The organism is Saccharopolyspora sp. NPDC002376 (assembly GCF_053593195.1).
In genome coordinates, this window is sequence record NZ_JBSFBZ010000022.1 from 38,912 (window position 1) to 62,719 (window position 23,808).

General features: G+C 67.8%; 12 protein-coding genes. All 12 read right to left on the minus strand.

The window, feature by feature from the left end; translation table 11 throughout:
• Positions 1-4: 4 nt before the first annotated feature.
• Entirely contained in the window at positions 5-310 is a 306-nt protein-coding gene (gene rpsJ, locus ACWCO2_RS16935; protein ID WP_009948626.1) for a 30S ribosomal protein S10, read from the minus strand.
• Between the two features lie 714 nt (positions 311-1,024).
• The gene (gene tuf / locus ACWCO2_RS16940; RefSeq protein ID WP_450128657.1) at positions 1,025-2,218 is read right to left on the minus strand and encodes an elongation factor Tu; all 1,194 of its coding nucleotides are present in this window, start codon (positions 2,216-2,218) and stop codon (positions 1,025-1,027) included.
• Between the two features lie 201 nt (positions 2,219-2,419).
• Positions 2,420-4,522: an elongation factor G gene (gene fusA, locus ACWCO2_RS16945; RefSeq protein WP_450128658.1), complete on the minus strand. Its 2,103-nt coding sequence runs from the start codon at positions 4,520-4,522 to the stop codon at positions 2,420-2,422.
• Between the two features lie 77 nt (positions 4,523-4,599).
• Entirely contained in the window at positions 4,600-5,070 is a 471-nt protein-coding gene (rpsG, locus tag ACWCO2_RS16950) for a 30S ribosomal protein S7 (RefSeq protein ID WP_093155232.1), read from the minus strand.
• The gene (gene rpsL, locus ACWCO2_RS16955) at positions 5,070-5,444 is read right to left on the minus strand and encodes a 30S ribosomal protein S12 (RefSeq protein ID WP_093155402.1); all 375 of its coding nucleotides are present in this window, start codon (positions 5,442-5,444) and stop codon (positions 5,070-5,072) included. Before rpsL ends, rpsG begins: the two co-directional genes overlap by 1 nt.
• Before the next feature lie 509 nt (positions 5,445-5,953).
• Complete coding sequence (locus ACWCO2_RS16960; RefSeq protein ID WP_450128659.1) at positions 5,954-7,549, minus strand: TNT domain-containing protein; 1,596 nt, start codon at positions 7,547-7,549, stop codon at positions 5,954-5,956.
• Positions 7,546-11,544, minus strand: coding sequence for an ADP-ribosylglycohydrolase family protein (locus ACWCO2_RS16965; RefSeq protein WP_450128660.1), 3,999 nt, complete (start codon positions 11,542-11,544; stop codon positions 7,546-7,548). The genes ACWCO2_RS16960 and ACWCO2_RS16965 overlap by 4 nt, the downstream gene beginning before the upstream one ends.
• Positions 11,545-11,563: 19 nt before the next feature.
• Positions 11,564-15,022, minus strand: a complete 3,459-nt coding sequence (locus ACWCO2_RS16970) for an ADP-ribosylglycohydrolase family protein (protein WP_450128661.1) — start codon at positions 15,020-15,022, stop codon at positions 11,564-11,566.
• A 436-nt stretch (positions 15,023-15,458) separates the two neighbouring features.
• The gene (locus tag ACWCO2_RS16975; protein WP_450128662.1) at positions 15,459-17,321 is read right to left on the minus strand and encodes an ADP-ribosylglycohydrolase family protein; all 1,863 of its coding nucleotides are present in this window, start codon (positions 17,319-17,321) and stop codon (positions 15,459-15,461) included.
• 407 nt (positions 17,322-17,728) lie between these two features.
• Complete coding sequence (locus ACWCO2_RS16980) at positions 17,729-17,845, minus strand: Vmc-like lipoprotein signal peptide domain-containing protein (RefSeq protein ID WP_450128663.1); 117 nt, start codon at positions 17,843-17,845, stop codon at positions 17,729-17,731.
• A 16-nt stretch (positions 17,846-17,861) separates the two neighbouring features.
• Entirely contained in the window at positions 17,862-23,498 is a 5,637-nt protein-coding gene (locus ACWCO2_RS16985) for a hypothetical protein (RefSeq protein ID WP_450128664.1), read from the minus strand.
• Complete coding sequence (locus tag ACWCO2_RS16990) at positions 23,495-23,803, minus strand: ESX-1 secretion-associated protein (protein WP_450128665.1); 309 nt, start codon at positions 23,801-23,803, stop codon at positions 23,495-23,497. The genes ACWCO2_RS16985 and ACWCO2_RS16990 overlap by 4 nt, the downstream gene beginning before the upstream one ends.
• Positions 23,804-23,808 lie beyond the last annotated feature (5 nt).

A 23,808-nucleotide genomic window follows, 5' to 3' on the forward strand; every position in this document is an offset into this window, starting at 1 on the left:
CCGCTTACTGGATGTTCACGTCGACGCTGGCCGGCAGGTCGATGCGCATCAGCGCGTCAACCGTCTTCGGCGTCGGTTCGAGGATGTCGATGAGCCGCTTGTGCGTCCGCATCTCGAAGTGCTCCCGCGAGTCCTTGTACTTGTGCGGGGAGCGGATGACGCAGTAGACGTTCTTCTCCGTGGGCAGCGGCACCGGCCCAACGACCCGAGCGCCGGTGCGCGTCACGGTCTCGACGATCTTGCGCGCAGACGCGTCGATCGCCTCGTGGTCGTAGGCCTTGAGCCGGATGCGGATCTTCTGTCCCGCCATAGTGGCTTGCCGTTCCTCTAGTCTCGTGCCGCGGTTTGGTCTTGGGTGCGGGCGCACCGCACCGGTGCCCCACGCGGCTTCAGCCTGGTGTGGTCCCCGATCCCGGGAGCCGCCACAGCTCTCAGTCCGCCCCTGTTCAGGTATCTGGTGCCCGGTACACGCGGTCGGGCGTGTCGCCCAGCTATCGCAGACCGGTCCCCTCGAACGTCGCCGATGGGGTGAGCCTCGCGGCTCGTACACCTTCTTGCGCCCCGTTCGGTTCGCCAACCGGGAACCGGCGGCATCAGCACCGCCAGAGAGCGGTCCTGAACCAGAACAAGGGCCCGAGGCCCTCGCAGCAAGGCGGCCGGACCTTCGAAGTGCTCGAATCTCCAGCCACCCTGAACGAGCAACCCATACAGGATGACACACAGCCCGTGCCAGCCAAAATCGGGGGTCGCCTTCAGCCAAATACTGCGCTGCACCCAACTTGCGCAGGTGGTCCCGTAGCGAAACCTCAGACGCCGCCTCGACTGCGGGAGCCCCGACTCATACATGTCCAATACACGGCATCGGGGCTGTCCTCGCGAGGACGACGTCTGAGAACCCGCCGGTGGTCACTCTGCGCAGGTAGGCCAAGCGGCTTCGCCGCTTCAAAGACAGGTTCTCCGCAGCGAGTTGTTGACCGAATGCAGAGGGCCCGCCTCCGTCGAGCGGAAGCGGGCCCTCGCCACGTCACTTGTGGATCTTGGTGACGCGACCGGCACCGACGGTGCGGCCACCCTCGCGGATGGCGAAGCGCAGACCCTCGTCCATCGCGATGGGCTGGATCAGCTGCACCGACATCGCGGTGTCGTCGCCCGGCATGACCATCTCGGTGCCCTCGGGGAGGGTCACCACACCGGTCACGTCGGTGGTCCGGAAGTAGAACTGCGGACGGTAGTTGTTGAAGAACGGCGTGTGACGCCCGCCCTCGTCCTTCGACAGGATGTAGACCTGCGCGTCGAACTCGGTGTGCGGGGTGGTGGTGCCGGGCTTCACGACGACCATGCCGCGCTCGACCTCTTCGCGCTTGACACCGCGGATCAGCAGACCCACGTTGTCGCCCGCCTGGCCCTGGTCGAGCAGCTTGCGGAACATCTCAACGCCGGTGACGGTGGTCTTGATCGGCTTCTCCTTGATACCGACCATCTCCACCTCCTCGTTCACGTTGATGACGCCGCGCTCGATGCGGCCGGTGACGACGGTGCCGCGACCGGTGATCGAGAAGACGTCCTCGATCGGCATCAGGAAGGCCTTCTCGACGTCGCGGACCGGGTCCGGGACGTTCTCGTCGACCGCGTCCATCAGCTCGACGATCTTCTCGGCCCACTCGGCGTCGCCCTCGAGCGCCTTCAGCGCGGAGACGCGGACCACCGGCACGTCGTCGCCCGGGAACTCCTGGGCGGACAGCAGCTCGCGGACCTCCATCTCGACGAGCTCGAGGATCTCCTCGTCGTCGACCATGTCGGACTTGTTCAGCGCGACCAGGATGTACGGCACGCCGACCTGACGAGCCAGCAGCACGTGCTCGCGGGTCTGCGGCATCGGGCCGTCGGTCGCCGCGACCACCAGGATCGCGCCGTCCATCTGCGCGGCACCGGTGATCATGTTCTTCACGTAGTCAGCGTGACCCGGGGCGTCGACGTGGGCGTAGTGACGCTTCTCGGTCTGGTACTCGACGTGCGAGATCTGAATGGTGATGCCGCGCTCGCGCTCCTCCGGCGCCTTGTCGATCTCGTCGAACGGCGTGAAGGGGTTCAGCTCCGGGAACTTGTCGTGCAGAACCTTGGTGATGGCCGCGGTGAGCGTGGTCTTGCCGTGGTCAACGTGACCGATGGTCCCGATGTTGACGTGCGGCTTGTCCCTCTCGAACTTCGCCTTAGCCACTGGATTGTCCTCCTGGACTTGTTAACTTTCCGCCGTACGACTTGGTGTGCCAGGCGGAGTCCTGTCGGGTAGGTGACGTGGGGGCCGCTGCCCTTGCGGGTGGCGGCCCGCCCGCCGCCGAACTGGAGGGGATTGCTCCCCGGTCGCCTTCGCGAGGCGTCGCCTGCGCCCGGTCCCGGTCACCCAGGGCCGAGCAGCGGGTCACTCGCCCGTTGCCTTGGCGATGATCTCCTTCGCCACGTTCGCCGGAACCTCGGCGTAGGAGTCGAACACCATCGAGTAGTTGGCACGACCCTGGGTCTTGGACCGCAGGTCGCCGACATACCCGAACATCTCCGACAGCGGCACGAGGGCCTTGACGACGCGGGTACCGCTGCGCTCCTCCATGGCCTGGATCTGGCCACGGCGGGAGTTCAGGTCGCCGATGACATCGCCCATGTAGTCCTCGGGCGTGGTCACCTCGACCGCCATCATCGGCTCGAGCAGCGCAGGGGACGCCTTGGCGGCGGACTCCTTGAGCGCCATCGAACCAGCGACCTTGAACGCCATTTCCGACGAGTCGACCTCGTGGTACTGGCCGTCGAGCAAGGTCACCTTCACACCGACCAGCGGGTAGCCGGCCAGCACGCCGTACTGCATCGCGTCCTGCGCACCCTGGTCGACCGACGGGATGTACTCCCGCGGAACCCGGCCGCCCGTGACCTTGTTCGCGAACTCGTAGGTCGGGGCGTCGGCGGTCTGCTCGATCGGGTCGAGGGCGATGATCACGCGCGCGAACTGACCGGAACCACCGGTCTGCTTCTTGTGCGTGTACTCGTACTTCTCGATCGACTTGCGAATCGTCTCGCGGTAGGCCACCTGCGGCTTACCGATGTTCGCCTCGACCTTGAAGTCGGTCTTCATGCGGTTGACCAGCACCTCGAGGTGCAGCTCACCCATGCCCTTGATGATGGTCTGACCGGTTTCCTCGTCCAGCTTGACCTGGAACGTGGGGTCTTCCTCGGCGAGCTTCTGGATCGCCGTGGAGAGCTTCTCCTGGTCGGCCTTCGTCTTGGGCTCGATGGCCACCTCGATGACCGGCGCCGGGAAGGTCATCGCCTCGAGCACGATCGGGCTCGCCGAGTCGCACAGGGTGTCACCGGTGGTGGTGTCCTTCAGACCGATCACCGCGTAGATGTGGCCGGCCTGCACCTCCTCCACCGGGTTCTCCTTGTTGGAGTGCATCTGGAACATCTTCCCGATGCGCTCCTTCTTGCCCTTGGTCGAGTTGATGACCTGGGCGCCGGAAGCGACCTTGCCCGAGTAGACGCGGATGTAGGTCAGCTTGCCGAAGAACGGGTGAACCGCGATCTTGGAAACCAGCGCGGCGAACGGCTCGTCGACGCTCGGCTTGCGCTCCGCCGGGGTCTCGCCGTCCTGCAGGGTGCCCTGCACCGGCGGGACGTCCAGCGGCGACGGCAGGTAGTCCACCACCGCGTCGAGCATGGGCTGAACGCCCTTGTTCTTGAACGCGGTACCGCACAGGACCGGGAAGGCCTCGCGGCTGGTGGTGAGCTTCCGGATACCGCTCTTGACCTGGTCCTCGGTCAGCTCCTGGCCACTGAAGTAGGCCTCCATCAGGGCCTCATCGGTGTCCGCGACGGCCTCGATCAGCTTCTCGCGGTACTCGGCGGCCTTGTCGGCGAGGTCGGCCGGGATCTCCTCGACCTCGTAGTCCGTGCCCTTCTGGACCTCACCGCGCCAGGTCAGCGCCTTCATCTGGACCAGGTCGATGACGCCCTCGAAGTCCGACTCGGCACCGATCGGCAGCTGGATGACCAGCGGCGTGGCGTGGAGCCGGTCCTCGATGGTCTTGACCGTGAAGTAGAAGTCCGCACCCAGCTTGTCCATCTTGTTGACGAAGCAGATGCGCGGAACGTCGTACTTGTCCGCCTGGCGCCAGACCTGCTCGGACTGCGGCTCAACACCCTCTTTGCCGTCGAACACCGCGACCGCGCCGTCGAGCACGCGCAGCGAACGCTCCACCTCGACGGTGAAGTCGACGTGGCCCGGGGTGTCGATGATGTTGATCTGGGTGTCGCCCCAGAAGGTGGTGGTGGCAGCCGAGGTAATGGTGATACCCCGCTTCTGCTCCTCCTCCATCCAGTCCATCTGGGAAGCGCCGTCGTGGGTCTCGCCGAGCTTGTGGGTGATCCCGGTGTAGTACAGGATCCGCTCGGTCGTGGTGGTCTTGCCCGCATCGATGTGGGCCATGATGCCGATGTTGCGGACCTTGGTCAGGTCAGTTAGCACGTCGCGTGCCACGAGATTGTTCCCCGTTCCCTACAGCAGGTGCAAGCTGTTGAAGAGGTGCGCCAAGGTGGGCAAGAGCCGACCCGACATCACCAGCGGTAGTGCGCGAAGGCCTTGTTGGACTCCGCCATCTTGTGCGTGTCTTCGCGCTTCTTCACGCTCGCGCCGAGACCGTTGCTGGCGTCCAGCAGCTCGTTCATCAGGCGCTCGACCATGGTCTTCTCACGGCGAGCCCGCGAGTAGCTGACCAGCCAGCGCAGCGCGAGGGTGGTCGAACGACCAGCACGCACCTCGATCGGCACCTGGTAGGTCGCGCCACCGACGCGGCGGCTGCGGACCTCCAGGGTCGGCTTCACGTTGTCCAGAGCACGCTTGAGCGTGACGACCGGGTCGGTACCGGTCTTCTCCCGGCAGCCTTCCAGCGCCGCGTAGACGATCCGCTCGGCCAGCGAACGCTTACCGTCGACCAGGACCTTGTTGACCAGCTGCGTGACCAGCGGCGACCCGTAGACGGGGTCGGCGTGCAGCGGCCGCTTCGGGGCCGGACCCTTGCGGGGCATCAGCTCTTCTCCTTCTTCGCACCGTACTTGCTGCGAGACTGCTTGCGGTTCTTCACACCCTGGGTGTCAGCGGAACCGCGGAGGATCTTGTAGCGCACACCGGGAAGGTCCTTCACACGGCCGCCACGAACGAGCACGATCGAGTGCTCCTGCAGGTTGTGACCCTCACCGGGGATGTAGGCCGTGACCTCGATGCCGCTGCTCAGCTTGACACGGGCGACCTTGCGCAGGGCCGAGTTGGGCTTCTTGGGGGTGGTGGTGTACACGCGGGTGCACACGCCACGCCGCTGCGGGCTCCCCTTGAGCGCCGCAGTCTTGGTCTTGGCGACCTTGTCCTGGCGGCCCTTACGGACCAGCTGCTGGATGGTGGGCATGGACCGGCTTTCTGTCAGCGTTCGCGTCTTCTGGTACTCGACCAAGCGGCCGCTCGTTCGAGCTTCGGCGTGCCCTGGCGTCGAGCACCTGTCAGGCACTGTGTTTCGGAACTCCCCCGCCCACGAGGTCGGGCGTGTCGCCCACTTCTCGGCCTTGCGGTGCTGATGCACCCCCGGCGGGAACGACCCCGATGGGGTTGTCGAGAGGAGTTCCACACATCCTCGGCGCTGGCGCAGTCGCCCGAATCAGGGGACCACGTCATGCACGGGCATGCGGATCGACCCGATGGGTGTCGGGTCCGATAAACAAAGATACCTGCCCCGTTCTCAGAGGGTCAAAACGGGGTCCCCCTTGACCTGCTCGATCATCCGGCGCTGCCGCTGCGCCACCTCGGAGTGCGAGCTCGCATCAAGTCGTGCACCACTGTACCGACCGCGACAAGGTTCTCCCGGCAGGCGAGATGGATCGCAGCGCGGCGGGTCGCCGCGCTGCGATCAGCAGGGTCCGGTCAGACCTCGGCCAGCCAGCCGTCCGCCACGAGCGCGCGCACGTCGTCGGGCAGGACGAAAGCGGTGCCGCCGCCGACCTGGCCGAAGTCCGGTTTGGCGACCCCGGAGATGACGTCGAAGCCGGTGACCACCCGGTACCTGCGGTACTCCCCCGGCGGCTGCTGCGGCGGCACCGACCGCTGCGGCAGCGTGGTCCCGGCCACGAACACCGTGTTGCCGGTCGGCTCGCCGAACCGGTCGACCTCGTCCCCAGCGCGCAACGTCACCAAGAACTTGTCGTCGTAGGCCGCCAGCGGCGGTTCGCCGGGGAACGGCTCGTAGCGGCATTCGAAGTCCTGCAGCGGCTCGTCCGGCTCCCGCAAGAACTGGGTCCGCGTGAGCGACATCGCACCGATCAGGTGAGCCGCGGCGGCGTAGGGGTCGGCGAAGCGGGACCGGTTCTTCACCGCGCCCTGGTCGAGGCAGAACACCGACCACCAGCCGTCGGCGCCGCGGAGCATGCTCCAACCGCCCCCCACCGGCTCCTCGAAGCTGTAGAAGCGGGTGCTCATGCCCATCGCGCTGATGAAACCGCGGGCCAGATCGATCGCGCCGGCCGGGTCGAACTGCTGCAGCGCATCGGGATCACCGCCGAGCACGAGCGCCTTGGCCTCGGCGGCCGCGCGGTCGGCGATCTCCCGCGGCGGCTCGTAGGACAGACGGCGGATGTGGTCGAGGAAGTCGCGCGGCGGCGCGATGTCGTGCGCTTCCAGGTAGTAGGCCATCGCCAGCGGCCACACCCAGGTGCCGTCGGTGTGGAACTGCTTGGGCACCTCCGGCGGGCGCTGCGGGTCCACCTCGTCGGGATCGGTGCTGTACGCGCGCAGGAGGATCTCGCCGCCGTGCAGGTAGTAGAGCACCGACTGCTTCTCGACCCAGCTCAGCGCCGGCCGGTGCACCAGGGGTCGGTTCTCGGCGTCGCGACCGTCGAAGAGCTCGGCCATCCGGACCGGCTCGGCGCGCTCGTCGGTGTCCCGGTGCTCCACGAAGTGCGCCCAGGCCGGTTCCAGCAGCCATTGCGGCACGGTGTTGCGCGGGTAGTAGCGCAGCTCCTCGTAGTGCGCTCGGCTGTCCTCGGGCGCCTTGGTCCAGCTCGGCTCGTCGTGGCCGGTGCGGAAGTCCGAGCCGTCCTGACTGATGTGGAACCGCGCGTAGGTCCAGGCGCCGGTCTCCGGGTGGTAGGAGACCTCGCGGTGCCGTCGCAGCGCGGCGACGACGTCCTGGGTCGGGATCCACTGGTGCTCGCCGTCGGTGGTGACCGCGGCGGTGATCTCGATCCGGTTGCCCAGCGCGGCGCAGACGACCTCCGCCTGCTGCCAGCCGTCCGGCAACCCGGCGGCGACCGTCTCGCCCAGCGCTTGGAGCAGGTCTCGCTGCTGTGCGAAGCGGTCCGGGAACCCGCCGTAGGACGCCGGGGCTGGGAAGCCCGACGGCACCGCTCTGGGCTCGTCGTGCTGCACGACGAACCCTCCCTCGGCCTGGTCGAGCGGCACGTCTTGTCGGTACTCCCCGTTGACCAGGGCGTGCGTGCCGTGGATCGGCGTCCCCAGGATCATTCGTCCTCCCCCTCGGACAGTTCTTCGTGCGTGACGCCGTTGATGCGGCGCGGTGCCGGCTTGGGCGCCGGGAAGTCCGGGCCCGGCGCGGCGACCGCCGGCTCGGGTGTCGCGGACCAGTGCGGGCGGACCGGGTAGCGCTCGTTCCAGTCCTCACCGGTGGGCGGCTCGATCGCGGCCTGGGCCGGCAGGAACGCGCCGTGCCCGAACTCGGCCACGCAGTCCAGCGCGATCTGCTCGACGACGTCACGCAGCTCCAGGTCGGCCAGCCAGTCCACCGGCAGCGCGGCGACGCCGTGCAGCGCGCCGACGATGTTCCCGCAGATCGCACCGGTCGAGTCACTGTCGCCGTCGTGGTGCACGGCGATCCGCAGCGCCTGCTCGACGTCGTCGCCACCGACCAGCGCCGCGCACACCGCGATGGCCAGCGCTTCCTCACCGACCCAGCCACCGCCGAGCTGCTCGGCCACCTGCTGCGGCGTCGGCGTGCCCGCCTCGGCGAGCTGGACGGCGGCCTTGAGCGCAGCGCTGGTCTCCTCGTGGTCCTCCCAGGTCTCCAGGACCTGCAGGGCGAGCCAAACGCCGTCGTCGAGGCCACGGCCGAGCAGCGCCTGCTGGACGATCACGGCCAGCGCCCCGGCGGAGTGGTAGCCGGCGGGGTGGCTGTGCGTCAGCGCGGCGGTGCGAGCGGCGAGCCGGAACACCTCGGCGGGGTCGGCGGACCACAGCGCGACCGGGGCGGCGCGCATCGCACCACCGCAGCCCTTGGAGTCGTTGATCCGCTCGGTGAACGAACCGGCCGGGTGGCCGTCGCCGAAACGGGCCAGCGCGCGCCACACCGTCTTGCCCGGCGCGCGGGTCGCGAACAGGCCCGGCACCTCGATCAGCCAGCCGTCGGGCGCCGGGTAGTCAGCGACGAACGGGCCCGCCGCGGCGTCCCAGTCCACGCCCTGCGTGTGCAGCCAGCGCTGGTAGGCGAGCTGGACCTCGGGCAGCGGGTCTTCGCTGCCGAGCATCCGGTTCGCGATGCTGCCGCGGATCAGGCCCTCGGCGGTGAACAGCGTCATCTGGGTGTCGTCGGTGATCGCCCCACGCACGCCGTAGGCCTCGGCGAGGCCGGACGGGCCGTCGGCGCCGAAGCGCGCGGTGATCGCCTCGGCGGTGACGAACTCGAGGTCCGCGCCGAGAGCGTCGCCCAGGGCGCCGCCGAGGAAGCTGCCCAGCACGCGCTCGGTCAGCGACGGAGCGGTGTCGTCCGGGCCGTCCGCCTTGGCGTGCCCGCCTCGGGCGCGCACCACCGGGGCCGGCTCGGCGGGCTTGGGGTCGTCCTGTTTGGACTCGGGCTGTTCGGAGTCCTCTTCCTCGTCGGCGGGCTCGGCCTGGACCGGTTCCGCGAGCCGGATCACGTTCCGCGTCGGGATGTGGTCGACGATCGGCGCGTCGGACTCGACGTCCGATTCCTCCACGTCTTCGTGCTCCACCGGCTCATCGGCAGCGCTGACCAGCGACATCGCGGCGACCGGTTCGGCTTCAGCCGCAACGACGTCTTCCGACTCGACGGTCTCCGCTGCGACAGCGTCGCTGTCCAGCTGCTCGACGTAATCGACCGGTGCCGGAGCGTCTTCTGCCTCGACATCGTCGTGGCTGAGCTCGTCAACGTCAGCGACCGGCTTGGCTTCTTCAGCCTCGGCGATGTCGTCCGACACGACGGCGCTCTCCACCTCGGCGTCGTCGCGATCCGGCAGGTCATCAGCAGTGCTGGCCAGCGACATCGGGACGATCTGCTCGACGGCGGTCTCCGGTTCGTCGGCTTCCAGCTGCTCCGGCTCGGCGGCCCGGTCGAGGCCGGCCGGTGCGAGGTCGATCGGTGCGCGCGCGGGCGTCTTCACGCCGACCGGCTCGCACTCCGGCAGGCCCTGCGGAACGACGGAAGACTCCTGGGCCATCGGAGTCGAACCCCCTTTGTCCGCAACGTCTTCCAGCAGCTCTGAGGTCGCCTCGAGAGCTGCTTCGTGGGCGACGTCCGGCTCATCAGCGGCGTCTTCCGGCTCCTCGACCTGCACCGGCGCTTCGTCGACGGTCAGATCCGATCCAGCGGCAACGGCATCCGCGTCCGGCACGACGATCCGCGCACGGTCTTCCTGCTCGGACTCCTCGTCTGCGACGAACTCCGTGGAGGAGGCGCCAGCCGAAGCAACAGCCTCGGCATCCGGCACGGAGATCCGACCGAGACGCACGTCATCGCGGATCTGCTCCGGTTCGACCGGTTCGGTGTCGACGGTCAGATCCGCCCCAGCGGCAACAGCATTGGCGTCCGGCACGGAGATCCGACCGAGGTCAGCCACTTCGCGAACGATGCGCTCCGCAACCTCCCGGTCGACGACTGCTTCTTCCGACTCGACGAACTCCGGCGAGTCGGCATCGGCGGTCTCCGGCATCGCAGCAACAGCGGCGACGTCCGGCATGACGATCCGACCGAAGTCAGCGGCGTCGGCAGGCTGCTCGTCGTCCTCAGGCTCGACCAACGGCTCCACAACCCGGAGCTCGCTCGGCGGTGGGAAGGCGCCGACCTGCGGCGCATCCCCTGACGACTCCTCGTCACGGATCGCCGGGAAAACCGCGGTGGTCTCCACCGGCACCTCGGCGGAGCTCAGGCTCGGCACCGGAATCGGCCCAGTGCTCGACAGGTCGCTCTTCGCGGAGCGCGGGAACGTCGGCGCCCCGATGTTCGTCGAACGCGGACTCTGCTGCCCCTGCGGAGGCGTGTCGTCCTTCGCCGCCGGAATGGCCGGCAGAACCATGGTCTGCTCAGCAGCACCTTCAACGGTGTTCGGACCGGTGAGCTCCCTCGGGCCACCGAACGACCGGGAATTCGGCACGTACCGCTGCGCCCACTGCGGCGGCGGTGGCGGCGCGAAGGCCTCGGTGGCGTCCGCGCAGAGAGTGTCGATGATCTCGCGCAGTTCGAGTTCGTCCAGCCACTGCGCGGGAATCCCGCTCGGTCCGTAGATCGCACCGGCGAGCTGCCCCGCCAGCGCACCGGTGACGGAGCTGTCGCCGGACTGGTTCACGGCGACCCGCACCGCATCAGCGAAATTGCGGGTGCTGCCCACCGCGGCCAGCGCGATCCCGAGTTCGCCGGGCTTTTCGTCCAGGTCGAATTCGACGTCGAGCTCCCGCGGGTTGGGGCGGATGCCGCGCTGCCCGACGAACATCGCGGCGTGCACCGTCCTGCGCACGTCGGCCGGCCCTTTGCCCGTCCAATAAGCGTTGCCGAGCCGGTTGTGGTCGGACGTGGTCACCGCGTCCCACAACGGCACTCCCCTGACCAGCTGCGCCAACACGTCGCTGTGCAGGCCGGCTGCGGCAATCGAGTTCGGCGCGGAAGTGAGCAGGTTCGCGGTCGCAGCGCCGACCGAGTAAACCTCCTCCGGCACGTTCGACCACGCCATGGCCGGCGCGGCCCAGACCGTGAACTCGGCCGGACCGTCCAGAACCATCGGGGGATGCAGCGTGCCGTCGGTGCCCAGCGGAGATTGCTCCGCCGTCCGCCCGATCACGAGCAGTCCCGTGCCGCCCGGGTTGCGGGTCGAGTACAGCTCCGGCCGTTCGAGCAGCCAGCTGTTGGGAGCAGGCTCCGTCGACAGGTACGCCGACATCGCGTAGTCCCACGGCACGCCCTGGGTGTACAGCCAGCGCAGGTAGTTCGTGAAGATGAACTCGGTCGGCAGCCACCCGCTGCCCGAGCGCGCGGCCTTCGCGCGCAGCAGTGCTTCCAAGGTGAACACGCTGAGCTGCGTCAGGTCGGTGACCGCGCCGCGCCGCCCGTAGACGGGCAGGTAGTCGACGACGCCCTGCGGGCCGAACCACTGCTGGATCTCGCTGGTGCTCCTGTTGCGCACCCCGGCGCCGAGAGCGTCGCCGACGGCACCGCCGAGCATCGCGCCGCGAAAGCGCTCCGCCCACGACAGCTGCGGCGGTCGAGCGTCGGTCATGGAGATTTCTCCCTCGTGGTCACCAGGCCGGGTAGCGCCGAGTCCAAGCCGGATCGGTCGGCGGCCCGGGGCTGAACTCGGCGAGCGCGTCCCGCGCCAGCGTCTCGATCACCCCGCGCAGCTCCAGGGACGCGAGCCACTCCGGCGGAACGGCCCGAGCCCCGTGCAGAGCCCCCGCAATGTTGCCGCACACGATCCCCGTGGAGTCCGAGTCCCCCGAGTGGTTCACCGACAGCAGCAGCGCGTCCCGCAGATTATCCGTGGCCAGCGCGGCGTAGAGCCCGATCGCGAGAGCTTCCTCGCCAACCCACCCCTGCCCGAGCGTGTCCTTGATCACCTCGGGAGCGACCGGCCCCCGCTTCGCGAGCTCCACGGCGGCGTCGAGGACCTGCACCTGCTCTTCGTGCCCCCGCCACCGCAGCAGCAGCTCCCGAGCCAACCGAACGGAATCCGCCAACGACACATCCCGGATGAGCTGGTGCACGATCACGGCGAGCACCCCGGCGGACAGGTAGCCGCTGGGGTGGCTGTGCGTCAGCGCGGCGGTGCCGACCGCGGCGTGGAAGACCTCGGCGGGATCGTTCGACCACACCGCCACCGGTGTAGCCCGCATGACCCCGCCGCAGCCCTTGGAGTCGTTGACCGGGTTCTGCAAAGTGGCGTGCTGGTGCGTCTGCGCGAACCTCGCCAACGCAGACATGCACGTACTCCCCGGCGCACGCGGGCTGAACAATTCGCGGTTCGTGATCAGCCACCCGTCGGGCTGCTGGAGGTGCCGCGCGTACGGACCACCGGCCTGCGCCCACGGCTGGTTCTGCGTGTGGAACCACCGCTGATAGGCGTGCTGCACCTCGGGAACGGGGTCGTTGTCGACCGGATTCATCCGCCGAGCCACGTGCGCCCGGATCAACCCCTCAAGCGTGAACAACATCATCTGCGTGTCATCGGAGATGTGCGCGGAACCATCCCGGAGCACCGGCCCGGTCACCCCGGCCTCGCCATGCGTCCGCCGAATCAGGTCGATGTCGTGGAACTCGATGGCATAACCAAGCGCATCCCCGACTGCACCGGCGAGCATCGATCCGATGAACCGCTCATGCGGCTCGATCGGCTGTGGTGGCGCAGTGATAGACGATGCCGCGTAGCGCTGCCGCCGCTCCTCGTTGTCCGGCGGCTGGGGCCCGAACTGCTCTCCGGCATCCTGCGCCAACCGATAGAGCATTAGCCCACCGTCAAGCCCCTTCAGCCAATGTTCGGGAAGCCGTTGCGCGCCTTCGAAGCTTGCGCCCAGCAACGCCCCGCACAGTGCACCGGTCACGGCACTGCTGCCCGAGTGGTTGACCGCGATGCGCAACGATTCGTCGAGATCGAACTCCGCCGATTCAGCAGCGCAGACAGCGATGGCGATCGCCTCGGTGGCAGTGTTGCCGGTGCCCAGTTGTTCGAGCTCCGCCGGAGTGATCCCACGCCTCGCGACCTGCTCGGCCTTCATCAACGCGGTTCTCAGCTCCGGGCCGGAAAGCTCCCCAGACTCCGCCCGGACCATGCCGATCGCACGCACCGGGTTCTTCGAGAAGATGCAAAGCTGCAGAAGCACCACGAAGCTCGCGATCGAAGCAGCCTCGACGTCGCCCAGACCTGACACAGCCTGCCGGACCAGTGGGGACAGACTCGGATAGACCTCGGTCCAGAGCGCCAGCGGCAAGTAGCGAACGATCTCGTCAGCACTGTTCCCGACCTGCGTCAGCGAACGCCGGAAATCCGGATCGATCAGGCGACGCGCGGTCGATTCGGCGATCACGTCGTTGGTGAAGTCGGGGAATCGTTCTGCGCATCGCTGATACCCCGCGTTGAGCAACTGTCCCAAGTCCGCGTCCTCGCCGCCGAGCCGGGCTTGATCGGCCCTGATCAAGATGTCCAACGACAGGGCCAACCTGAGCGGATTCGACCGGAGCTGCTCGAATTCCGCAGCAGCTGCGTAACGCGAGATTCCCTTGGTGCCGAACCGGTCTTGGATCTCGGGCCAGGTCAGCTCCGAGACGGCTGAGCCGAGGCGGTCCCCGATGGCGAAACCGAGCACCGCACCGAAAAACCGGTCCCGCCGCTCGTCGGCGCTCCCGCCGTCCCCCAACACCGTCAGCTCAGACCGCCGATGCGCCCCAGGCTGTTCGCTCCTCGCTCCGGGATCAATCGGCGGCTGCGACGCAGTGGTCGAAGAAACCGGTTCCGAGGCGTAGCGCTTGACCTGATCCTCGGCTTCCGCGGACTCCGGGCCGACCACCGCAACGGTGTCAGCGGCAAGTTCAGCGACGACGTCGCGAAGGTCGAGCTGTTCGATCCACTGCCGTGGAAGAACACCCGGACCGGAGAACATCCCGATCAGCTGGCCGCAAACGATCGCGCTCGCAGCGCGATCCCCAGGGTGCATCACGGACACTGCCAGCGCGCCAGCGAAGTCCGTTCGAGGTTCATCCGCGCCACAGGCTGCATACGACCCGATCGCCAACGCGCCGAGGGCCGTGCCCGGATCGACCTGCGAGACGAGACCAGCGACGTCCGCGACCGGATCGCCGCCCTTCTCGCGGTGCAGGTCCAGCACGCGATTCATGATTTCGACGACGGGTTCGTGGCCCGGCCACCGCTCGAGATCTGCTTTCAGCGTGCTGATCGACCGCGCCAACGGATAACCGTAGGACGACGCTCGGAGCAGCACGACCAGCGTTGCCACGGCCAGCCGATCGACCGGCGACGAATGCGTTTCCGACGTCACCACATCGGCGAACTCGATCAACTTCTGGTGTCGTTGGGAGGAGGACCGGTCGTCAACGAGCATGCGATCCCACAGCAGCGCGAGCGGGGCCGCGTGCACAAGAACACCCGCGGCCGTGCCGCGTCCAGTCGAACCGGCTGGGGCACCACCCTCCAACAGGGCCTGGCTCACAATAGCGAAATCCTCGTCCACCTGGTGCGGACGCGTCATCGCCGGATCTGCGGTCAGCCATACCCGCGGAGAACCGCCCGACCGTCCCGCGACCTGCAGCCATCGCCGATGGAAGTCCCTGATCAGCCACTGGATACCGGCTTTCTCGGAACGCCTGATGCGAGCATGACCGCGCAGGAGAGCTTCCGCGAGGAGCAGGTTTCGCCGAGTTCTCGCAGTGGTCGGCCCGAGGACGCCCGCGCCGAGAGTTCCGGCGTCGTACTCATTGATCAACTCCGACAGCTGGCAGTGCTGCACGGATGACGCGAAAGCATCACCGACTGCACCGCCGAAGAACATTCCGGTGAGACCGATCGCCGATTCTGGCCAACACGCAGGGAAGGGGACGCGCGTGTCCTCCGCGGCCTTGTCGCGGATTCCTCCGTCCGCGTCCCCCTGCACCAGCATGAGGAGTTCGGCATCACCGCGCACGTGCCGCGTCGAGTCGGCGGCGAACGCTCGGAACTCGTCGAGGATCCGCTCCTCCTCCGCAGTCACTTCAACGGAGCACCGGCCCCGTTCATCCCGCTCCGCTAAACGCTCAGTCGCAGCAGGACTACCAGGGCGACCATTCAGCTCTCGGTCGCGTTTATGCCGCTGCTCGACGGCGTCCTCACCCAATGTCGCCACCGCAAGCCGGTAGAGCGCACTCCCGCCGGTAGCCGCGTCATTCCGGTTTAGCCAGAAGTCCCGCCAGCGTTCGAGAAAGCGTTCGTCCTGCGGAGTGAGGCGAAGCACGCGATCAGCTACGCCCGGATCCCCACTCTCACCAGAATCAACCATCACAACTCTCCCGCAACAACCTCGCCGCGGGACGCGGCCAGGTTGTGCACGCCGTAACCGGTCGGGCCAGCTAGTCCTTCCCACCGCGACTCCGCACGGTGTTCGTCGTGCTCAATCCGGTCGCAGCCCGGTGGGAAGCTTCCCCCTGTTCTCACCAAGCCGGGTAACGCCTAGTCCACTGTGGATCGATAGGCGGACCGGGGCTGAACTCGGCAAGCGCGTCCTTGGCCAGTTGCTCGACAAGTTCGCGCAACTCCAGGTTCGACAGCCACTCCTGGGGAATGGCCCGCGTTCCGTAGAGCGCTCCGCCGATGTTGCCCGCCACGATCCCTGTGGAGTCCGAGTCCCCCGAGTGGTTCACCGACAGCAGCAACCCATCTTGCAGGTTATCCGTGGCCAGCACGGCGTAGAGCCCGATCGCGAGCGCCTCCTCACCGACCCAGCCCTGTCCAAGGGTGTCCTTGAGCTCCTCCGGGCTGACCGGCCCCTTCTTCGCGAGCTCAACCGCCTTGTCGAGGACCTGCAGCTGCTCCTCGTGCCCCCGCCACCGAAGCAACAGCTCCCGAGCCAACCGCACGCACTCCGGCAACGGCCTATCCCGGATTAGCTGGTGCACGATCACGGCCAGCACCCCAGCGGACAGGTAACCGCTGGGATGGCTGTGCGTCAGCGCAGCCGTACCGACCGCGGCGTAGAACACCTCGGCCGGATCGCCGGACCACACCGCCACTGGCGCGGCACGCATGACGCCGCCGCACCCCTTGGAGTCGTTGACGGTGACCTGCGGAGTGGCGTGCTGATGCGTCTGAGCGAACCTCCCCAACGCCGACATGCAGGTGCTCCCCGGAGCCCGCCGGTGGAACAACTCGCGGTTCGTGATCAACCACCCATCGGGCTGCTGGAGGTGCCGCGCGTACGGACCACCGGCCTGCGCCCACGGCTGGTTCTGCGTGTGGAACCACCGCTGATAAGCGTGCTGCACCTCGGGAACGGGGTCGTTGTCGACCGGATTCATCCGCCGAGCCACATGAGCCCGGATGAGCCCCTCGAGCGTGAACAGCATCATCTGCGTGTCATCGGAAACCTGAGCAACGCCATCCCGAAGCACCGGAGCTGTCAGCCCAGCATCGCCGTGCGTCTGCCGAATCATCCCGATGTCGTCGAACTCAATGGCATACCCAAGAGCATCACCCACAGCCCCGGCCAACATCGATCCGATGAACCGCTCACCAGCATCGATCGGCTCTGCCGATGGTGCGGGAGCCGCCTGTGGCTGGGCAGGAGCTGCCTCTTGCGGTTGGTTCGCATCGCGCTGCTGGGCCGTTCTCTGCCTCGCGAGTTCCTGCAGCAGCACCGTCCCGGCAATTTCCGTTTGATGCCGCGTGCCAAGGTCGATGACGAGGTCTGCTTCGCCCAAGAGAGATTCGAGCGTGGCCAGATTCGCCTTGTTCGCGCCCTTCGCGAACTCCGGGATGTACCTAACACCGGATGCAGCGACCAAGACCTTCCGCCCGCCTAGCGGGAACATCGGTGCCACCCCGTTGCTTTCCACCACCAGGGCGAAGTCGTTGTTCGCGAGGACGGTCGTGAGCGCTTCCGTCGAGATGTAGCCGGTCTCGTGCAGGTGCAGGGCCTTCTCGAGTGGGCTCACGGGCTGGGGGAAGCCGAGTGCCAACGGCGAAGGCCGATACTTGGGGCTGAAGCGGTATTGGCTCGTCACCACGCCTGCCTCATCGACCCAATACTCGCCGACGAACGCGTGCTCCGGGATCCTGTCACGCGGTTGGCCCTGGTACATGCGATCAGGGACGGCAATCCAGGAACCTGGCTGCCGCTGTGCGTCGGACTTGAGCTCGTCGGTGATGTCCGGCGCCGAATGAACGATCGCCAACTCACCGCTCAACATCATGTCCTGAGTCTGCGGAGAAGTGGCGACGTGCACATCCCGGTCGATCAGCCATGGCAGTAGCTGATACCCGTTGACCGCCGACGTACCGGGTGCGAAGTCCGGCACCGCACTCCTGCTGGTGCAGGCCCAGATCTGCTCCTTCTCCTGCCCGTCGACGTTGATCAGCGCAGGATCCGACGAGTCGGGAGCGGTCACCAGCAGCATCTTGGCCATCAGGAACTCTCGGTACACCTGATCGATCGCGGAAGGATCGCTCGCGTACCTATCGATGGCCTGCTCGAGCGCGGTCATCCCGTGCCTCCCCGTCGACTCAACTTCTCTTCCACGATCAAACCAAGCTCACAACGCCGATCCGTCGACCGAAGCCGCCCCGACCAGGACCACCTACTGGTCATTCCCGCTGGCGTCCGCTGAGTCGTCGGCATCCCGGCTGTCAGCCCGTTTCCGCGAAGTCGGGAACGGGTTGTAGTTGTCATCCAGCCCGATAGGAAAGTTGTCCGCTGGGTCGACCTCTACGACCCGACCGCTGGCAGCCCTGCGCCTAGCCGACTCAGTGGCAGCCTCGACCTTCGCCCGCATCTCGGGCGACAGCTTACTGCGATCGTTGCTGTACTTCCGGACGAGTTCATCGTGATCCACTACCGTTCACCTTCCCATAGCAGATAGATAAATCTTCCACTTATTGTTCTCTTCGTCGAACTCCCGGTGCGTCACCTCAAATCGCCCCCCCGGGGGAAAGACAACTTCCCTCATTCCGCCAGTTGGCTTCAAGAATGCGATGTCCTTACCGGCCCCTTGTGCATCGATCACGAACTCGACATTTCCAGTCATTGCCGGTTTGCCGTCATTGGACGGGTCAGCCAGGTCATCCTTCGTGGAACTGGTGAAACCATTTTCCGTCAACGAGTTGCCCACCTCGTACCGCTTGAGGAAGTCATCCATGTTCATGGCGGAAAACGAATCGATCTGGATTCCACGCAAGAGTCGCGGAACGCTCGGGCTCGAACTCCAGTCGGGCAACTTGTTCATGCCCGACACGGCGTTCCTGATCAGCGTCTCGTACTCGCGCACCGCGTCAGGGTCACCGCTGCGCAAGGCTTCATTCCAGTTCGCGTGCTCCGGCCCGGTGTAGAGATGCATCGCCGATAGTTCTTCATCGGTGATGTGCGCGACATCAGCACGCGACCTGATTTCCTGCAGCTCACGCTCGCTGAGCATTTTGCGGCTCTCGCGCATCGCAGCGAGGTCTTCTTCCGTTGCCCGGAAGTCCTTGTTCCCGAAGAAGTCGAACTCGTCGAGCGGATTGCGCTCACGAGAGTCCGGCCCGTCGTGCTGCCCCGGCGAAGCATCATCCAGCCCCAACGAATCCCGATCGAACCCGTTGTTTCGCATGAAGTCTTCGCGAGAACGAACCGGCTGATGCGGCTCCGGGGTTGGTGACGGGCTTGCGGTCCCGGCAAGGTTCCGCTGGCCTGCGTCCACCGACGGCGACTGACCTCCCCGGTTCTGCGGGGGACCGCTGACATCCGCTGGCGAGACACTGTTCGACCGCGCCGACGGCCCGTCAAGACGCGGACCACTGACGTCCACTGGCGGCACCGACTGGCGCGGCACACCGCCCTGGCGCGGACCACTGACATCCACTGGCGAGACACTGTTCGACCGCGCCGACGGCCCGTCAGAACGCGGACGGCTCGGCGTCTGCTGCGGACCGCTGACCTCCGCTGGCGCCGGGGCCGCCGGGCGGACGGCAGGTTGCACCGGATGCTGCGGCGGGGCGCCCTGCGGGCGCTGCTGGAAGCCGCCGTTTTGCGGGTCTCCCTGGAAACCTCCGCGCTGGGGGTTTCCTTGGACACCGGATCCCTGCTGGAAATCTCCGTCTTGCGGGCGTTGCTGGAAACCAGGGCCTTGTTGGGGCGAGGCTCCTGGTTGGTGATAGACCGCTGGGTGTTGGGGCTGGCCAGGCTGCGGCGCGCCTTGCTGGAACGGGCCTGATTGGGGCGGGCGCTGCTGATACTGGCCCGGTTGAGGCGCACCCTGCTGAGGTTGCCCCGGCTGAGGCGCACCTTGCTGGTACTGACCCTGTAGGGCGGGACCTTGTTGGTACTGCCCCTGCTGGGGCGCACTCTGCTGGTACTGGCCGGGTTGAGGTGCACCCTGCTGGAACTGACCCTGTTGAACCGGACCTTGTTGGTACGGGCCCTGCTGGGGCACGCCCTGCTGAGCCGGGCCTGGTTGAAGCGGCCCCTGCTGGAACTGGCCCTGCTGGGGTGCGAACTGGCCCTGCTGTTGGGGCGGGCTTTGCTGGAACTGACCCTGCTGAGGCACACCCTGCTGGTACTGGCCTTGTTGGGGCTGACCTGGTTGCGGCCCGACAGGGGCTTGTTGGCCTTGGGGGAACTGCGCCTGGCCTTGGGGCTGGCGCCATTCCTGCGGCAGGTGCGCTGGTTGTCCGGGCTGCTGCGGCGGGAAACCTTGCTGCGGTGGTGGCGAGAACGTGTTGGAACGGACGTGTTCTGCCGCCCATTCCTCCATCGGACTTGGTTCCGGCTGTTTGTTCCTGCCGAAGATTCGGTCGAACAAGCCGCGTTGTTCGGCGTTGGCTGCTTGGGCTCCGTGGCGGACCCATTCTGGTTCGTGGCCTGGGGGGTAGGGGCTGTCGTGGACGGCTTGGGTGCCGTCCGGGTGGAAGCTGGCCCACTGGCCCGGTTCGTCGAAGGTGGCTTGGACGCCGTCGGGGCCGTTCGGGTCCAGCTTCGCCCGGGATTCGCTGGCGTACATGTTGCCGAAGTTGTCGACCCACGCGTTGGTCTTCGGGGCGAGGACTTCGACGCCCAGTTCCTTGGACAGCTGCTGGGCGAAGTTCGGGGAGCCGTCCGGCAGGTCGGCGCCGGTGTTGCAGGACAGCAGGCGGACCGGGGCGCCCGGCTTGTAGCCCGGTGCACCCTTGATGACCTCGGCCAACTCCTTCGCGGAGAGCTCCTGGCCGCGGAAGGTCACGCCGTTCGGGCTGCCGTGCACCTCGACCGTGTAGCGCTTCGGGTCGATGGACGGGTTCGGTTCCCGCCACCGGTCGTGCGGGGTGGTCATCGAGGAGGGCAGATCGGACCGCGACGGGACCATCGAGAGACCCGACTTGGTGTTGCGGATCCCCGTGGGCTCGCCGCCCAGCTTCTGCCGCAGCTCGTCCGAGACGTCCAGCCGCTGGTGCGCGCCCGCGTTGAGGTTCCAGGCGTGCTCGTACGGGACCGCCGGGGGCCGTTCGGCCGCCATGGACTCCGCGGTGGAGCGCTCCGGATCCGGAGCCGGTTCCGGCTGCTGCCCAGGGGATTCCTCGCGGACGTGGGTGTTCTCGGGCTGCTGCTGGCGGTCCGGGCCCCAGCGCTGGTCGCCCTCGGTCCTGACGTTCGAGAACGAGTCGGGGCGGACCTGCGAGTGCTCGTTGCGGCTGGTGTCCGCGTGTCGTGGGCCTGGTTGGGGCGCGTTGGGCGCGTTTCGGTTCGGCGCGTCCGGGCGCGTGTTCTGGGGGTGCGCGCCGCTCGGGTTGGGCTGGGACTCCGGGTGGCGCTGGCGCGGTGCGTCCGGGGCGGCGTCGGGGCGGGTTCGGGGCGGACCGTCCGGAGCGTGCTTCGGCTGGCCGTCCGGGTGCGTCGACCGGTCGGGGTGGGGTGGGCCGTCGGGCCGCTGGTGCTGAGCGGGCGGGCCGTCTGGACGCTGTGCCGGCTGACGCGACGGGCCATCCGGGTGCTGGTTGGGCCGGGCGTCCGGGCGCGACGGATCGTTCGGGCGCGCTGAGCCGTCCGGGCGTGCAGGCGCGTCGGGGCGTGGCTGGCCGCCTGGATGTTGCGGTGTGTTCGGCCTCGACACATCCGGGCGTGACGGAGCATCCTGCGGCCTCGGACCGGCCGGGTGCTGCGGGGCGTTCTGCCGCGGCGGGCCGTCGGGGCGAGGCGAGCCGTCCGGGTGTCCGGAACGGGCAGGGTTGGCAGGCCCGTTCTGCGACGCGGGTACGTCGGAACGTGGTGCGCCGCCCGGATGTTGTGGCGTGTTCGGCCTGGACGCGTCCGGGCGCGATGGAGCGTGCTGCGGCCTCGGACCTCCCGGATGCTGCGCGGGCCCCGCCCCTCCGGGGCGGTTCGCGCCTCCCGGACGCTGTCCGGCCTCGCTGCCCGGGCTGCGCCGCTCCGGCGCGTCCGGCTTCGCCGATCCGCGCGCGGAGCGCTCCGCTGCGCCCTCCGGCCCGCGCTGACGCGGGGCCTCCGGGCTGTTCCTCCCGGCTGCGCCGGGGCTTCCAGGAGTTCCGGTCCACCCACCGGACCCGGCCCGACCGGCGCCTCCGCCGGTCGATCCCGCCCCTCCGGGCGCGCCGCCGCCGGCTCCGCCCGCCATGCCACCAGCGGCTCCGCCGCCAGCTGTGCCACCGCCGGGCGACTGGTCGGAACGGGAAGGCGGGGGTCCGGACACGGGTGCCGCAACGCCTGGATCCGACGGCCTAGCAGGTGCATCCACATTGGACGAAAAGGTGCTCGCCGGGGTGTTCGGCGCGTTCGTGCCATGTCCAGCAGGACCGCCCGGCGAGCCGAATCCGCCTGCAGGCCCGCCAACCGGCCCCGCAGATCCGCCCGAGGTCGGAGCCCCAGTCGGCGACGCACCGGAGTGCCCCGGCCCACCAGGATTCCCACCGCCAGGCTGTGGCCCGCCAGGATTCCCGCCACCGGAGTGCTGACCACTCGGCTGAGGACTGTTCCCGCCATCTGGACCAACGCCGCCGGAGTGCGAGCTACCGGTGTTCACACCGCCGGAGTGCGAACCACCAGGATTCGGCACATCGGAGTGCGAACCACCAGGGTGCGATCCGCCCGGATTCGGGCCGCCCGACTGCGAACCGTGCCCACCATCAGGCCCAGCACCACCAGGGTGCGAGCCACCAGCGTTCACGCCGTCAGAGTGAGAACCAGGCCCGTCCGAATGCGGACCAGCGGACCCACCCGGCTCCGAAGTGCCAGGCCCACCCTGGTGCGAACGACTGGAGTCAGTACCGCCAGCACTGTCCCCGACACCCGAGTGCTCCGACATCGCAGTCCGCGGAGAATCCGGCGCCGTGCGGCCATCTCCACCACCGTCCACCGAGGACGAATCGCCCGGGCGATCCCCCGAACCGGAAGCCGTGTCCGACCCGCGACCGGGCTCATCAGCATGCCCAGCGGTATCCGAACCACGCGGAGAACCCGGCCCATCACCACCGGCCGGAGTCCCCGAATCACCGCCTGAAGAATCCCGAGGAGACCCACCGCTCGGCGCCTCGTCGGACTCCCCACCGGAATCCCCGCTCGGCAGGTCAGGTCCACCGAACTTCGCCTTGTGCTTACCGACAACATCAGTCCCCGCGATGTCGTCGAACTTCTTCCAGGAGCTCTCGGCGAACTTGTCCGCGATCTTCCCGGAGATCTTGCCCGAGATGTCGACGTTGTCGGCGATATTGGCGGCCTTGGTGGCGAACTTGGCACCCATCTTGGCCAGGGACTTCATCACGTCGCCGAAGACCTGGGCCATCTTGGCCAGCTTCGGGGCGACGTTGCTGATCGTCTTGATCAGCTTGGTGATGACCTCGCCGATCTTGCCGACGGTCTTGGAGATGAACGACACCGCCTGCGGGACCACCCACGCCAGGGAGACGACGGGTGGCACCCAGGCTTCGAGCGCGTAGGCGATCAGGCGCGAGATGCAGTCGGTGACCAGCTGCTGGACGAAGTCGCGGACGAATCCGACGACCTGGCCCATGACCGTCACGACCGAGCTGATCGTGCCGGACAACTTGGCCGCACCGACGAGGGCTTCGCCCTTCTCCGCGGCCAACTTGCGGTAGGCCTCACCGGCCTGGCCGGTCCAGTCCGAGGTGTCCGACAGCACGGCGTCCTGGTAGGCGGTGGAGGCCTCGCCGACCGCCTTCGACACGTTGTCCCAGGTCTGCCCGTACGCAGCGACTCCGGCGGGGTCGCCGGCGAGCCAGTCCAGCGCGTCCTGCAGCGGCCCGATGTGCTCGATCAGCCAGCCCACTCCGTAGGACACCAGGGTGCCGACCGGGTCGGTGGCGATGCTGACGACTTCCAGCGCCGCCGAGCCCCAGGCCAGGCCGGTCTCGACCCAGTTGTTGCCGTCGTCGAGCTCGGAGATCCCGTCGACCGCGTCGAGGATGCCGATCCCGCTGGTCCAGCTGTCGCCCTTGGTGATGAACCCGTCGTCACCCGACTGCTCGGACTGGGCCACGAGCGGATTGCTCATACCTCAACCCCGCCGATCAGGTCGCGGTTCTGGTCGTCGACGGCCTGGTAGTCCTCGGCCGCGCCGCGGACCTCTTCGGCGACGTGCTGCATGCCCTCGACGGCCTTCTGCAGGGTCTCGACGCCGATCCCCTCGACCATGTCGATCAGCATCGCGAACGGCTGGCCGATCAGGCCGTAGGCGTCGTTGTCCACCTTGACCTGCTGCGAGGCGTCGACCGCCACGTTCAGCTGGTCGACCACCGAGTCCACTTTGGACGCGTGGGTGCGCAGGTTCTCGATGACGACGTTCATCTCATCGGGCATCGCGA

Coding starts and splice junctions, on each gene's coding strand:
- rpsJ (WP_009948626.1), bottom strand. CDS start 310: ATGGCGGGACAGAAGATCCGCATCCGGCTCAAGGCCTACGACCACGAG.
- rpsG (WP_093155232.1), bottom strand. CDS start 5,070: ATGCCCCGCAAGGGTCCGGCCCCGAAGCGGCCGCTGCACGCCGACCCC.
- rpsL (WP_093155402.1), bottom strand. CDS start 5,444: ATGCCCACCATCCAGCAGCTGGTCCGTAAGGGCCGCCAGGACAAGGTC.
- ACWCO2_RS16960 (WP_450128659.1), bottom strand. CDS start 7,549: ATGATCCTGGGGACGCCGATCCACGGCACGCACGCCCTGGTCAACGGG.
- ACWCO2_RS16965 (WP_450128660.1), bottom strand. CDS start 11,544: ATGACCGACGCTCGACCGCCGCAGCTGTCGTGGGCGGAGCGCTTTCGC.
- ACWCO2_RS16980 (WP_450128663.1), bottom strand. CDS start 17,845: ATGAACTCGTCCGGAAGTACAGCAACGATCGCAGTAAGCTGTCGCCCG.
- ACWCO2_RS16985 (WP_450128664.1), bottom strand. CDS start 23,498: ATGAGCAATCCGCTCGTGGCCCAGTCCGAGCAGTCGGGTGACGACGGG.
- ACWCO2_RS16990 (WP_450128665.1), bottom strand. CDS start 23,803: ATGCCCGATGAGATGAACGTCGTCATCGAGAACCTGCGCACCCACGCG.